The 12,784-nt window shown below is 64.4% G+C and carries 11 protein-coding genes; 3 read left to right on the top strand and 8 right to left on the bottom strand.

The window, feature by feature from the left end; all coding sequences use genetic code 11:
- The first annotated feature begins 66 nt into the window (after positions 1 to 66).
- Positions 67 to 990, top strand: coding sequence for a protein-disulfide reductase DsbD domain-containing protein (locus tag GA0071312_RS04765; RefSeq protein ID WP_165603953.1), 924 nt, complete (start codon positions 67 to 69; stop codon positions 988 to 990).
- A 16-nt stretch (positions 991 to 1,006) separates the two neighbouring features.
- Here the strand turns inward: GA0071312_RS04765 and GA0071312_RS04760 are convergent, their stop codons facing one another.
- From GA0071312_RS04760 to GA0071312_RS04730, 7 genes are all read right to left on the bottom strand, one after another.
- Complete coding sequence (locus GA0071312_RS04760; protein WP_074444227.1) at positions 1,007 to 1,864, bottom strand: ABC transporter ATP-binding protein; 858 nt, start codon at positions 1,862 to 1,864, stop codon at positions 1,007 to 1,009.
- Between the two features lie 93 nt (positions 1,865 to 1,957).
- Positions 1,958 to 3,280 (bottom strand): ABC transporter substrate-binding protein, encoded by a 1,323-nt coding sequence (locus GA0071312_RS04755; RefSeq protein WP_074443796.1) that lies wholly within the window; start codon positions 3,278 to 3,280, stop codon positions 1,958 to 1,960.
- An 80-nt stretch (positions 3,281 to 3,360) separates the two neighbouring features.
- The gene (locus GA0071312_RS04750) at positions 3,361 to 4,446 is read right to left on the bottom strand and encodes a branched-chain amino acid ABC transporter permease (protein ID WP_074443795.1); all 1,086 of its coding nucleotides are present in this window, start codon (positions 4,444 to 4,446) and stop codon (positions 3,361 to 3,363) included.
- Positions 4,447 to 4,531: 85 nt separating this feature from the next.
- Positions 4,532 to 5,488 carry a branched-chain amino acid ABC transporter permease gene (locus GA0071312_RS04745; protein ID WP_074443794.1) on the bottom strand — a complete coding sequence of 319 codons (957 nt, stop codon included), beginning with the start codon at positions 5,486 to 5,488 and terminating at the stop codon, positions 4,532 to 4,534.
- Positions 5,489 to 5,525: 37 nt separating this feature from the next.
- The gene (locus GA0071312_RS04740) at positions 5,526 to 6,422 is read right to left on the bottom strand and encodes an ABC transporter ATP-binding protein (protein ID WP_083204315.1); all 897 of its coding nucleotides are present in this window, start codon (positions 6,420 to 6,422) and stop codon (positions 5,526 to 5,528) included.
- Positions 6,419 to 8,410, bottom strand: coding sequence for an AMP-dependent synthetase/ligase (locus GA0071312_RS04735; RefSeq protein ID WP_074443793.1), 1,992 nt, complete (start codon positions 8,408 to 8,410; stop codon positions 6,419 to 6,421). Before GA0071312_RS04735 ends, GA0071312_RS04740 begins: the two co-directional genes overlap by 4 nt.
- A 329-nt stretch (positions 8,411 to 8,739) precedes the next feature.
- Positions 8,740 to 9,381 (bottom strand): I78 family peptidase inhibitor, encoded by a 642-nt coding sequence (locus tag GA0071312_RS04730; RefSeq protein WP_074443792.1) that lies wholly within the window; start codon positions 9,379 to 9,381, stop codon positions 8,740 to 8,742.
- 206 nt (positions 9,382 to 9,587) lie between these two features.
- Between GA0071312_RS04730 and upp the strand changes: the two genes are divergently transcribed.
- Both upp and GA0071312_RS04720 read left to right on the top strand, forming a co-directional pair.
- Positions 9,588 to 10,217, top strand: a complete 630-nt coding sequence (gene upp, locus GA0071312_RS04725) for a uracil phosphoribosyltransferase (RefSeq protein WP_238947098.1) — start codon at positions 9,588 to 9,590, stop codon at positions 10,215 to 10,217.
- Between the two features lie 156 nt (positions 10,218 to 10,373).
- Positions 10,374 to 10,913: a retropepsin-like aspartic protease family protein gene (locus GA0071312_RS04720; protein ID WP_165603952.1), complete on the top strand. Its 540-nt coding sequence runs from the start codon at positions 10,374 to 10,376 to the stop codon at positions 10,911 to 10,913.
- A 9-nt stretch (positions 10,914 to 10,922) separates the two neighbouring features.
- Here GA0071312_RS04720 and GA0071312_RS04715 read toward each other — a convergent pair whose 3' ends face one another.
- Positions 10,923 to 12,662 carry an NAD(P)H-dependent oxidoreductase subunit E gene (locus GA0071312_RS04715; RefSeq protein ID WP_083204312.1) on the bottom strand — a complete coding sequence of 580 codons (1,740 nt, stop codon included), beginning with the start codon at positions 12,660 to 12,662 and terminating at the stop codon, positions 10,923 to 10,925.
- Positions 12,663 to 12,784 lie beyond the last annotated feature (122 nt).

Genomic DNA, 12,784 nt, shown 5'->3' with positions numbered 1-12,784 from the left:
GCGGCGGGCTTGGAGGCCGGGCGGGAGATGGTTACCTGTAGATTTCAAAACGGAAGGGCAATGCGGATGACGTTTGCGCGATGTGGTGAATTCTTTGATGGCGGCATGGCGCGCGCCGGGCGGCGCAACCGGTTTCAGCCATCGTATGCCTCGGCAGCGGCATTGGTGATGCTGCTCGCGCTGTCGGCGGGTATGGCCGGATCGGCCGTCGCACAGGAAACCGCCTGGGAAGAAGGCCATGCCTCCCGCGCACGGCTCATCGCCGGCGCCGGCGACGGGACACAGCTGCTCGCCGGTATCGAGATCGAACTCACTGAGGGCTACAAGACCTATTGGCGCCATGCCGGTGATTCGGGCCTGCCGCCGGAGATCGATTGGTCCGGCTCGCGCAACGTCGCGGATCTTTCACTCGAATTTCCCGCCCCGGGGCGCTTCAGGGATGCGAGCGGCACGTTCTTCGGTTACCAGGATGAGGTGCTCCTGCCGGTGATGATCACCCCGACCGATACCGGCGAGCCGGTGACGCTCAGCGTCAGCCTCAGCTACGGCGTGTGCAAGGATGTCTGCATTCCCGCCTTCGCCGATTTCGAACTGACCATTCCCGTGGCACAGAGCGGGAGTCATGCGCCCCGCCTCGCCGACGCGTCGAGGCAGGTGCCCCGCCGCGTCACACCGGGCGAGCCTTATGCCGGGCTCGCCTTCCATGACCACGACCTGACCGATGACGGCAAGCTCGCACTGACCGTCGAGGCCCCGCCTGATGCCCTGCTGATGGCGGAAGGCCCGGATTATCACTGGTTCCTCGATCCCGATGAGGCAGCCCGGCCCGATTCGTCGGGCCGCCAGGTCTTCACGGTCGATTTTGCCGAGACCCCGCGTGAAATCACGGGCGCGACGCCTTTCCGCTTCACGCTGGTCGGGGATGGCGCGGCCATCGAGACGCTGATCGAGATCCCGCAGGAGGCCTTGCGCACTCTTGCCGGACACTGATGCTGCGGGCCTGACTTCAGGCGAGCCAGCGCTTGCGGCGCTTGTAGGTCTTGACGTTACGGAATGAGCGTGCGCCGCTATCCGAGATGCCGAGGTAGAATTCCTTCACATCCTCGTTCTCGCGCAGCATCTTCGCCTCGCCGTCCATGACCACGCGCCCGGTCTCCAGAATGTAGCCGTAAGTCGCGTAGCGCAGCGCCATGTTGGTATTCTGCTCCGCCAGCAGGAAGGAGACGCCTTCCTTGGCGTTGAGATCCTGCACGATCTCGAAGATTTCCTCGACGATCTGCGGCGCCAGCCCCATGGAGGGCTCGTCGAGCAGGATCATCTTGGGCTTGCTCATCAGGGCGCGCCCGATGGCGCACATCTGCTGCTCGCCGCCGGAAGTATAGCCCGCCATGGCGCTGCGGCGCTCGCGCAGGCGCGGGAAATAATTGTAGACCTTCTCCATATCCGCCTTGATGGCGGCGGAACCGTCCTTGCGGGTGAAGGCGCCGGTGAGGAGGTTTTCCTCGATGGTGAGGTGGCCGAAGCAGTGGCGGCCTTCCAGCACCTGGATACAGCCGCGCCGCACCAGGTCGTTGGGAGAGAGGCGCTCGATGCGCTCGCCCTCGAATTCGATCGAACCCTTGGTCACCTCGCCACGCTCGGCATGGAGCAGGTTGGAGACGGCCTTGAGGGTCGTGGTCTTGCCGGCGCCGTTGGCGCCGAGAATGGCGACGATGCCGCGCCGCGGCACGTTCAGGGAGACGCCCTTCAAAACCAGGATGACGTGATCGTAGATCACTTCGATATTGTTGACCGACAGGATCAGATCCTTCTTTTCGGGATCGGTCGTGATCTGTTCAGGCGCGGTTTCGGTCGTGGCGCTCATCTCGGATTCATCCTGCAGGGTCATCGCGATCGGGGCCCGGCGGAACTGCAGATGGCGCTCCGCCGGGAATTCGTCAGTGGCAAACGGCCTGCCTCAGGGGCATTCTTCCGTCCGCTCGGGCCATCCGGCATCCGCCGCCGCGTAGGATTGAGCAGCGTCTTCGATCAGGGGCCGCACGAATTCCGTCATCGGCGACATCCAGTCGGTGCCCTGTGTCCATGCGTCACCGCCCCATTGGGCCACATAGACCTGATTATGGCCGCTATGGTCTTCGCAACTGATGCCAAGCGGGGCCATGAAGTCTTCCATGCCCATCTCCGCAATCCGCTCTTGCGTGATGTTCATCGCTTCGAGGCCGAGCCGCATATCGGTGCCATCGATCACGTCCTTGCCCGTGATTTCCTGCGCCGTGCGGATCGCCTCGGCGACCAGCATCGAGTTGTAGATGCCGCGATTGTAGAGGTTGTCGCCGATGCGCTCACGCGGGAACTCCGAGAGGCCGCGTTCGTGCACATAGGTGATGATGTCGTCCATGAAGGGGTAGTCGGAGCCCACACCATGGAAGTTCAGCGACTTGTAACCAGCGGCCTCGGCCCCGCCGGCGCGGGCATCCTCGTCGCCACCGGCCCACCAGACACCGACCAGGCGATCCACCGGGAAATTGGTGCGCACGGCTTCACGCACGGCGGTGGGGTTCATGGCGCCCCAGCCCTGCAGGTAGATCCAGTCGGGACGATCGCGGCGGATATTGAGCCAGACCGAGGACTGGTTCTGCATGTCCTGTGCGGGAACCGGGTAGAGCTTGACCTCGAAACCATGTTCTTCGGCAAGCGCCTCGAGCACCGGGATCGGCTCGCGCCCATAGGGGGCATCGAGATGCAGGAGGCCGATGGTCTTGCCCGCGAGATTCTCGAAGCCGCCCTCGACATCGGCGGCGTGCTTGACGAAGGCGGAAGCGCCGTCCCAATAGGTCACCGGCGGGTTGAACACCCAGGGGAACGTGGTGCCATCCGCCGCCGCCGAAAGGCCGTAGGCCATCGACAGCACGGGAATCTCGTCGACCGCTGCGCGCGGGATCAGTTGCAGGGTGATGCCCGTGGAATAGGGGTTCACCACCACCGGATTGTTGCCGCGCACGGATTCGTAGCATTCCACGCCGCGCGTGGTGTCGTAGCCGGTTTCACATTCCTCGATGATCAGCGGCACGCCGCCGATACCGCCGTCGCGCTCGTTGAGCATGGTGAGATAATCATGCATGCCGTCAGCGATCGGAATGCCGGAGCCGGCGAAGGCGCCGGTGCGATAGGTCAGGAGCGGCACATAGATGCCGTCCTGCGCCTGCGCCGCCGTCACCGCAGCGGATGCGGCAAAGACGGAAGCGGCCAGAGCGCCGATACCGTATAATCTGAGTGACATGAGCGTTCCCCTCCCAGGGTCGTGGCCGTTGACCGGCCGGTTTCAGTCTGCTGCGACGTCTCCTTGTGATTCCGGCCGCCCTAATAGGGGAACGGCCAGACCCGGAGCTTCTGTTTGACGATCTGCCATAGCCGCGCGAGGCCGTGCGGCTCGACGATCAGGAAGAAGATGATCATGGCGCCGAGGATCATGAAGCGCAGATGCTCGATCGTCTCGGAGCCGACCCGTATCCCGAGCGGCTCGAAGATCGCAGGCAGCAGGGCGCCCATGGCGATCGGCAGCATGAAGATCAGCGCCGCGCCGAAGAAGGAGCCGATCAGCGAGCCGAGGCCGCCGATGATCACCATGAACAGGATTTCGAAGGATTGGTCGATATTGAAGACGTTGTATTCCGCCCCGCCATACCAGAGAAAGACCATCATCGCCCCGGCCACGCCGCAATAATACGACGAGACCGCAAAGGCCATGAGTTTGGCCTTGAACGGGCGAATGCCCATCAGCTCGGCGGCGATATCCATGTCGCGGATCGCCATCCATTGCCGGCCGATGCGGCCATGCACGATGTTCGAGGCGATCCAGGTGAGAAGGATGACGAGGGTGAGCACCACGATGTAGCGCGCCTGCGGTGTGGCCGCTGCACCCACGATCTGGACGTCGAACAGGGTGCGCCGGGGCGCCTCGATCGCGCCGGAGACATTATAGTTCACCAGCCAGGGAACGCGGTTGAAGGTCCATTGCAGGAAGAACTGCGCGGCGAGTGTCGCCACGGCGAGATAGAAGCCCTTGATGCGCAGGCTCGGCAGACCGAAGAGGATCCCGATCCCGGCCGAGAAGAAGCCCGAGACCAGTATCCAGATGACGACATTCACCTCGGGGAAGATCGTCATCAATTTGTAGCAGGCATAGGCCCCCACCCCCATGAAGGCGCCGGTACCGAGGGACAGCAGGCCGGTATAGCCGACCAGCATGTTCAGCCCGATCGCCGCGAGCGCAAAGATCAGGAACGGAATCAGCACTGCCTGGAGCATGAAGGTCGAGCCGAAGAAGGCCATGGAATAGGCCAGCAGGATGATCACAAGGATGCCGATCCGGTCCTGCTTCAGCGGGAACACCGCCATGTCTGCGGCATAGCTCGATTTGAATTGCCCGGCCTCACGATAGATCACGGCGCGATTCCCTTCCTGGTCTCGTTATGCGGTGCCCGGACCGGCCCCGGCTGCAAGCAATGCGTCTTGTTCTTCCTGCGCATCGTCATATGCGTTCGATGATCTTCTCGCCGAACAGCCCCTGGGGCCGGAAGACGAGGAAAAGAAGCGCGATCACATAGGCAAACCAGCTCTCGATGCCGCCGCCCACGATCGGGCCCCAGTAGAACTCGGCCAGCTTCTCGCCGAAGCCGATGATCAGCCCGCCGACAATGGCGCCCGGGATCGAGGTGAAGCCGCCGAGGATCAGAACCGGCAGCGCCTTCAGCGCGATGATCTGGAGGGCGAAGGACACGTCCGAGCGCGCGCCCCACATGATTCCCGTGACCAGCGCGACGATGCCGGCGGCGAACCAGACGATGACCCAGATCTGGTTGAGCGAGATGCCGACGGAGAGCGCGGCCTTGTGACTGTCGGCCACGGCCCGCAATCCACGTCCGATCCGGGTCTTGGAGAAGAAAACGCCGAGCGTGGCGATCATGATCACCGCGATCACCGCAGCCGCAATATCAATGTGCTGGATGGTGACGAAGCCACCGGCCATGTCGAAGCTGGTCCGCCCTTCCGGCAGCATCAGCTCCGAGGTGATCATCTGCTTGGGCTCGCCGCCAAAGATCAGCTCGCCGAAACCGATCAGGAAATAGGTGATCCCGAACGTGGCCATGAAGAGAATGATATCGGGCTGGTTCACCAGGGGTCGCAGCACCACCCGCTCGACCGTGACGGCAAGCAGGAACATTACCCCGATCGCCAGCGCCAGCGCGAGGATGGCCGGCACGCCCATGGCATGGAAGCCCACCAGCGTCAGCGCGGCGAACACCACCATGATGCCCTGGGCGAAGTTGAACACGCCCGATGCCTTGAAGATCAGGACGAAGCCGAGGGCGATCAGCGCATAGAGGATCCCGGAAACGAAGCCCTCCCAGAGAACCTGCAGAAGCAGGTCCGGGGCCTCGCCCATGAAGGCGAAGGGTTCGATGAAGATCTGGTGCAGGAGGTTCATGAGCGTTGACTCGCGGCTTTGCTTCTGGCTCGAGGCTTCAATGCGGCACGCCGAGATAGGCGTCGATGACCTTCTGGTCGCGTTTCACCTCATCCGGCGTCCCGTCCGCGATCTTGCGACCGTATTCGAGCACGACGACGCGGTCCGACAGATCCATGACCACGCCCATATCGTGTTCGATCAGGGCGATGGTGGTGCCGAAATGGTTGTTCACGTCGAGGATGAAGCGGCTCATATCCTCCTTCTCCTCGAGATTCATGCCCGCCATGGGCTCGTCGAGAAGCAGCAGATCGGGCTCCATGGCCAGGGCCCGGCCCAGCTCGACGCGCTTCTGCAACCCGTAGGGCAGCTTGCCCACCGGCGTCTTGCGGATGGCCTGGATCTGCAGGAAGTCGATGATATCCTCGACCACGCGACGATGCGCGACCTCCTCGCGCATGGCCGGGCCGAAGCGCAGGATCTGCCAGAACAGGTTGGCCTTCATCTTCAGCGAGCGCCCGGCCATGATGTTGTCGAGCGTCGACATGCCCTTGAACAGCGCCACGTTCTGGAAGGTGCGCGCGATCCCGCCCGCAGCGGCCTCATACGGACGCATCTTGCGCCGCGTCTCGCCGCGAAAGGTGATCCTGCCCTCGGTGGGATGATAGAATCCGTTGATGCAGTTGAGCATCGAGGTCTTGCCGGCCCCGTTGGGCCCGATGATGGCCCGTATCTCGCCCTTGCGGATATCGAAGGAGACGTCGGTCAGGGCCTTCACGCCACCGAAACCCAGCGAGACATTGTCGACGGCAAGCAGGACTTCCTCGAAATGGCGCGGTGCCGGCGCTGCCGCTGACGGTTCATCACCCCTGGCGCCCTGCGGTTCGAGGGTCTCGCCCGCGGATTTCTCGGCGGCCTTGTCGGCAATTGCGGCGCTGGTCTGATCCACGCTCATGCGGCCTCCTCCATGGCGGCGGCTTCGGCTGTGACGGGGTGGATCGGCATGTCGCGGATCTTCACCCGCGCCGCGATGACGCCCTTGCGCCCGTCCTCGAAGGTCACTTCCGTGCGGATATCGGCCTCGTCCGAACCGTCGTAGAGAGCGGTGACGAGGGGCGCGTAGCGCTCGGCGATGAAGCCGCGTCGGACTTTTTGCGTGCGCGTCAGCTCGCCGTCATCGGCATCGAGCTCCTTGTGCAGGATCAGGAAGCGCTTGACCTGGGCGCCGCCCATGCGCGGCTCGGCGGCGAGCGAGCGGTTCACCTCGTCCACATGCGCCGCGATCATCTCGTAGACACGCGGATGCTGCGCCAGCTCCTGATAGGAGGCGTAGATGACGTTGTTGCGCTCCGCCCAGTTGCCCACGGCGGTGAGATCGATATTGATGAAGCAGGTGACGAAGTCGCGCTCGTGGCCATAGGCGACGACTTCCTTGATGTTGGGATAGAATTTCAGCTTGTTCTCGACGTATTTCGGCGGAAACAGCGAACCGTCATTGAGCTTGCCGACATCCTTGGCGCGGTCGATGATGCGCAGGTGGCCGGTCTGCGGATCGAAGAAACCGGCATCGCCCGAGCGCACATAGCCGTCTGCCGTCTTGGTCTCGGCGGTCTTGTCCGGATCCTTGTAATAACCCAGGAACACGCCCGGCGAGCGAAACAGCACCTCGCCGTTTTCGTCGATCCGGATCTCGACGCCGGGCGCCGGGCGGCCCACCGTATCGGCATGGATCTCGCCGTCGGGCTGCATGGTGACGTAGACCGAAGCCTCGGTCTGGCCATAGAGCTGCTTCAGATTGACCCCGATGGAGCGGTAGAAGCTGAAGATCTCCGGGCCGATCGCCTCGCCTGCCGTGTAGCCAACCTTGGTCTTGTCGAGACCGAAGCGGTTGCGCAGGGGCGCATAGACCAGGAAATCACCGATCGCATAGACGAAGCGATCCCAGGGATTGACGCTCTCTTTATTCAGGATGCGCTCGCCGACCTTGCCGGCATGGTCGATGAAATACCTGAACATCGCCCGCTTGACGCGGCTGGCATCCTCCATGCGCACCATGGTGAGGGTGAGCATGTTCTCGAACACGCGCGGCGGCGCAAAGGCGTAGGTGGTGCCGATCTCGCGGCGATCCTCCGCGATCGTCTCCGGGCTTTCCGGGCAATTGACGCACAGACCTGCGAGAATCGCCTGGGCATAGGAGAAGATGTGATCGCCCACCCAGGCCAGTGGCAGATAGGCGATGATCTCGTCATGGTCGTTGAGATTGTCGAAATCGCAGCCGATCTTCGCTGCGGCAATGACGTTGTCATAGCTGAGCATCACGCCCTTGGGACGCCCCGTGGTGCCCGACGTGTAGAGGATGATGGCGAGATCCTCGCCCTTGCCCGCCGCGAGCGACTCGCCGAGCCAGGCCTCGGATTTCGCATCCTCCGCGAGCATCTTGCGCCCGTCATCAATGAAGGCCGAGAGCGCCTGCATGCGCGTATGGTCATAATCGCGCAGGCCCCTTTCCTCGTCATAGAGCAGATGGGTCAGGGTCGGCACCTCATCGGCGATGGAGAGAACCTTGTCGACCTGCTCCTGGTCCTCCACCACCGCGAGCTTCACCTCGGCATGACCGAGCACATAGGCCATTTCCTCGGCGACGCTGTCGGAATAGACCGGGATCGGCACGACGCCGATCCATTGCGCGGCGGCGATGGCCCAATAGAGACGCGGGCGGTTGTTCCCGATGATGGCGATCCTGTCGCCACGCTCCAGACCGAGCCTGTGCAGGCCGATGGCCATGGCCCGCACGGTCTCGTGCATCTCACGCCAGTTCCAGGATTGCCAGATCCCGAGATCCTTGTGGCGAAAGGCCACCCGGTCCGGGCGCAGGCGTGCATTCCGCGCGATCAGTTTCGGAAACGTGTCCTCGCGCGCGACGTCGACCGTCGTCACGGGCATCTCCCTCCTCGGCGCCGGCGGATACCAAATATCTCGCGCGGCTTAATGCGTTCCTCTCCGGACGGTGCGGTTTTCCCGCTTTATCGCCCTTGTTTTGCGGCTTGTGCTTGCGTTATCCCCAAGCCGTACCGTCGAATGTTGCTATTAGTAACCGGCAATTTTCCAACTGCAAGCATCAATCTGTGCGGCCAAACCCGGATTCTCCGAGAGCGCTGCTTTGTTGCCATTGCGATAAAAGGATTTTTTGGTGATTCCAGGCCGTAAACCGCAGGGTTCGACTTTAGGCGAACCGCGCGGGGATCGGGATAACGACGCGCTCGTCCTCCGATTCAGTAACAGCGCAAATCAACGATCCGGTTGCGCCGGTTGACTTCTATCGTCAGGCGATCGCGGCGCATGTCCCGTGTAATGAATTCATCCGGGCGTACGACGCGCACGATACGGGCACGTGAGCGGTCCTGTGCGCGCGCGACCGTATTGCGTGTCGCACGCTCTCCGAGGAAACGGCGCAGCCGGCGATCAGTGCATTCGGCGCGATGCCGGCGATCATCCCGCCAGTCGCGATGCGGCGGCGCCGGGCGATACCGGGGCGGCGGGGCGGGGCGGACCTCGATACCGGGGAAGGGAATGATGATCTCGAAGCTGCCGCCGCTGCGCGGCGCCACGCCACGGCTCAGATAGCGACCGCTGGCATAGCCGCGCCGTCCGCGCCAGATCACGTCGCACCAGCCACGGCTGCAGCCGAGAACCTCGACCCGTCCGCCGCGCGGGATGGTCGCGACGACGCGATACTGCGTTCCGGGTCCCGAGCGCATGTTGAGGTCGACCGAGGCGGATGCGGACGCGGCCATGGCCGCTCCTGCGCCGATCAGGATGAACAGGGCGGCCACCAGCGCGACAGATGCCAGGCGCTTGCCGATATCGAGCGTGATGATTGTCATCGCTTCACCTTTCGCGTGTCGTTCGATCATGCCGACATCATGCCGGGCGTGAGATGACCCCTGGATGAACGAACGCTTCAGCGTCGGGATGGTTCGGGACAATGTCCGTGAAACGGCGATTGAGTGTGGCGCAAAAGCTTGCCAGACTGTGCGCTTGGAAGCCATGTGACGCATGACACAAGCGGTACCGAAGCAGAAGCGATCCCGGACCCCGGATCGGAATGGAAGGCCCGTCGATGCAGGATGTGAATGTGGTTGAACACCCGCTGGTGCGTCACAAGCTGACCCTGATGCGTGACAAGGACTTGCCCACGCGGGAATTTCGCGCGCTGGCCGGCGAAGTCGGCATGCTGCTCGGTTACGAGGCCCTGCGCGACCTGCCGCTGGAGACGGTCACCATCGAGACGCCGTTGCAGACCATGCAGGCGCCACGGCTCGCCGGCAAGAAGCCCGTTCTCGCCCCGATCCTGCGCGCCGGGATCGGCTTTCTCGACGGGCTGCTCGCGCTTCTGCCCACTGCCCGTGTCGCCCATATCGGGCTCTATCGTGATCCGGACAGTCTCGAAGCAGTGGAATACTATTTCAAAGCGCCCGGCGGGCTCGACCAGCGCCTCATCCTGGTCCTCGATCCCATGCTGGCAACCGGCGGCACGGCGGTGGCGGCGATCGATCTGCTCAAGCGCAAGGGCGCCAGGAACCTGCGCTTCGTCTGCCTGCTCGCGGCACCGGAGGGCATTGCCCGCCTTCACGAGGCGCATCCCGACGTGCCGATCTGGACGGCGGCGATCGACGCGCGTCTCGACGACCACGCCTATATCGTCCCCGGTCTGGGCGATGCGGGGGATCGCATCTTCGGCACGCGTTGACGATCCGATCCATGGAATTGCCGGGGTTACGGCAGGGCTGCATTCACCATGTATGACGCTTTTGCCTGATCGGTGACAGTTTCGCAGCCCGCGAAGCCGGCGATTAACCGGGTGGGACCATGGTCGGGCTCAATGCAGCGAGAAAGAGGTCTGATCATGCGCCCCCTCATCTGGGCGAGTCTCGTCCTGGTCGGTGGCGCGTTCGCCGGGGTGACCACGGTCGAGCGCCTGTCGCAACAAACCCGTTCGGTTGCCGGCGAGGCGGCACGGGTGACGGCCCCGGACAGGCCATCGCTGAGCCGCAGCGAAGTCTCTGCCCCACCCTCTCACGACCTGCGCCTTGCTGCGGATACGCGCGGCCATTTCCATGCCGACCCGCAGGTTAACGGTATGCCCATGGCGATGCTGGTGGATACGGGCGCGAGCATCGTCGCCCTGCGCGAGAGCGATGCCCGCGCCGCCGGCCTGCAGATCGACCGCGCCCGCGCGCCTCACCGCCTCTCGACTGCCAATGGCGTCGTCGAGGCGCATGGCGCCACGATCCGCGAATTCCGCCTCGGCCCGATCATCCTGCATGACGTCGAAGCCGTGATCATGCCCGACGCACAACTCGGCAAGAACCTTCTGGGCATGAGCGTCCTGCGCCGGCTGCGCAGCTTCGAGGTGCGCGACGGGGCGCTCTGGCTGCGGGGCTGATGCGGCGCGTCAGTTCGTTGATTGCGGCGCGCATTCGGGGAAATGCCGCAGCATGCTCGTCACCGGGTTGGCCGCTGCCTGGCCGAGCCCGCAGATCGAGGCATCGCGCATGACCAGCGCGAGATCATCGAGAAGCGGCGCCTCCCAGCGCCCGTCTTCGAGGAGCTGCACGATCTTCTGCGTGCCCGCGCGACAGGGCGTGCACTGGCCGCAGCTCTCGTGCCGGAAGAAGCGCATCAGGTTGAGCGCGACACTGCGCAGATCATCATGATCGGAAAAGATCACGATCGCATGCGAGCCGACGAAGGCGCCGTGCCGGTCGAGCAGGCCGAAATCCAGCGGCTCGTCTGCCAGTGACGCGGGCAGAATCCCGCCCGAAGCGCCACCTGGCAGCCAGGCGGCGAGCGCATGGCCCGGCTGCATGCCGCCGCAATATTCGCCGATCAGCTCGTTCACGGTGATCCCCGCCGGCGCCTGCTTGACGCCGGGATCGCGCACGCGCCCCGAAACCGAGAACGAGCGAAATCCCTTCGCCCCGCGCCTTCCCTGACTGGCGAACCAGGCGGGACCCTCCTCGATGATGTCGCGCAGCCAGAACAGGGTTTCGACATTGTGGTTGAGGGTGGGGCGCCCGAACAGACCCTTCGTCGCGATATAGGGCGGGCGGTGGCGGGGCAGGCCACGCTTGCCTTCGATCGATTCGAGCATGGCGCTCTCCTCGCCGCAGATATAGGCCCCGGCCCCGCGCCGCAGATCGATCGGCGCGTGGGAATCGAGCCCGGCTTCGCGCAGGAAAGCAATCTCGCGCTCCAGCAGCGCGCGCACGCCGGCATATTCGTCGCGCAGATAGATCACGGTGCGCGCGGCGCCCACCGCCCAGGCAGCGATCAGCGCGCCCTCGATCATGCGATGCGGGTCGCGTTCAAGATGGTGGCGATCCTTGAAAGTGCCGGGCTCGCCTTCATCGGCATTGACGGTGACCATGCGCGGGGCGGGCGCAGCGCGCACGAATTCCCATTTGCGCCCGGCGGGAAATCCGGCGCCGCCGAGGCCCCGCAGCCCGGCATCGGAGAGCATGGCGATCACCTCTTCCGGCGTCTTTTTCCCTGCGAGACAGGCCTCCAGCAGGGCATAGCCGCCGGCGGCGCGATAGGCGGCGAGGCCGCAGGCATGATCCGGGATCGGCTCGCGGATATCATCCGCCGCGATCGCCGCGTGCACGCTGTCCGTCGTCGCGGGCGCGATGGCGCGGGTGCCGACATGCACGGCGGGCGCCTCGGCGCAGCGCCCGATACAGGGCACGCGCTGGATGCGGATCGTCTGCGGATCGACGCTGGCATCGAGCGCGGTGGCGAGCGCCTCGGCGCCGGCGATCATGCAGGCGACGCTGTCGCAGACGCGGATGGTCAGCGCCGGCGGCGGGGTCTCGCCTTCCTTCACGATATCGAAATGGTGGTAGAAGCTCGCCACCTCGAAGACTTCCGCCTGCGGGATCGAGAATTCCTCCGCCAGCGCGCGCAGATCCGGCGCCGCGAGATGGCCGGTTCCGTCCTGCAGGCGATGCAGCGCCTCGATGAGCAGATCGCGCCGTCGCGGCATCTCGGCGAGGAGGCCCCGCACCCGGACAAGCGCATCACGATCGAGGGCGCGGCCCTTTGGGCGCAGTTTGGGACGCAATCCGGGGCGTTTCCCGCTCCGCTCCGCTCCCGCGTCATCGCCATTGCTGCGGCCCGTCTCGCCCTGGCTCATCCACGCCTCCCGCGTCACCCGCGCCGATCCGCGACGCCCGCGCGCGTCATCGGTCCCGATTCGCGCTTACCCGGGCATCATGCGCAAAGGGTAAGGCCGTGTGACGATCGCACCTGCCCGCA

The sequence above is a fragment of the Saliniramus fredricksonii genome (assembly GCF_900094735.1).
GTDB lineage: Bacteria > Pseudomonadota > Alphaproteobacteria > Rhizobiales > Beijerinckiaceae > Saliniramus > Saliniramus fredricksonii.
The sequence above is the reverse complement of the archived record's forward strand: the minus strand, read 5'-3'. Positions and strand labels throughout refer to the sequence as shown.

Bases quoted from the DNA above. Each gene is read 5' to 3' on its own strand.
- GA0071312_RS04765 (WP_165603953.1), top strand. From the start codon at position 67: ATGACGTTTGCGCGATGTGGTGAATTCTTTGATGGCGGCATGGCGCGC.
- GA0071312_RS04760 (WP_074444227.1), bottom strand. From the start codon at position 1,864: ATGAGCGCCACGACCGAAACCGCGCCTGAACAGATCACGACCGATCCC.
- GA0071312_RS04755 (WP_074443796.1), bottom strand. From the start codon at position 3,280: ATGTCACTCAGATTATACGGTATCGGCGCTCTGGCCGCTTCCGTCTTT.
- GA0071312_RS04745 (WP_074443794.1), bottom strand. From the start codon at position 5,488: ATGAACCTCCTGCACCAGATCTTCATCGAACCCTTCGCCTTCATGGGC.
- GA0071312_RS04740 (WP_083204315.1), bottom strand. From the start codon at position 6,422: ATGAGCGTGGATCAGACCAGCGCCGCAATTGCCGACAAGGCCGCCGAG.
- GA0071312_RS04735 (WP_074443793.1), bottom strand. From the start codon at position 8,410: ATGCCCGTGACGACGGTCGACGTCGCGCGCGAGGACACGTTTCCGAAA.
- GA0071312_RS04730 (WP_074443792.1), bottom strand. From the start codon at position 9,381: ATGATCGAACGACACGCGAAAGGTGAAGCGATGACAATCATCACGCTC.
- upp (WP_238947098.1), top strand. From the start codon at position 9,588: ATGCAGGATGTGAATGTGGTTGAACACCCGCTGGTGCGTCACAAGCTG.
- GA0071312_RS04720 (WP_165603952.1), top strand. From the start codon at position 10,374: ATGCGCCCCCTCATCTGGGCGAGTCTCGTCCTGGTCGGTGGCGCGTTC.
- GA0071312_RS04715 (WP_083204312.1), bottom strand. From the start codon at position 12,662: ATGAGCCAGGGCGAGACGGGCCGCAGCAATGGCGATGACGCGGGAGCG.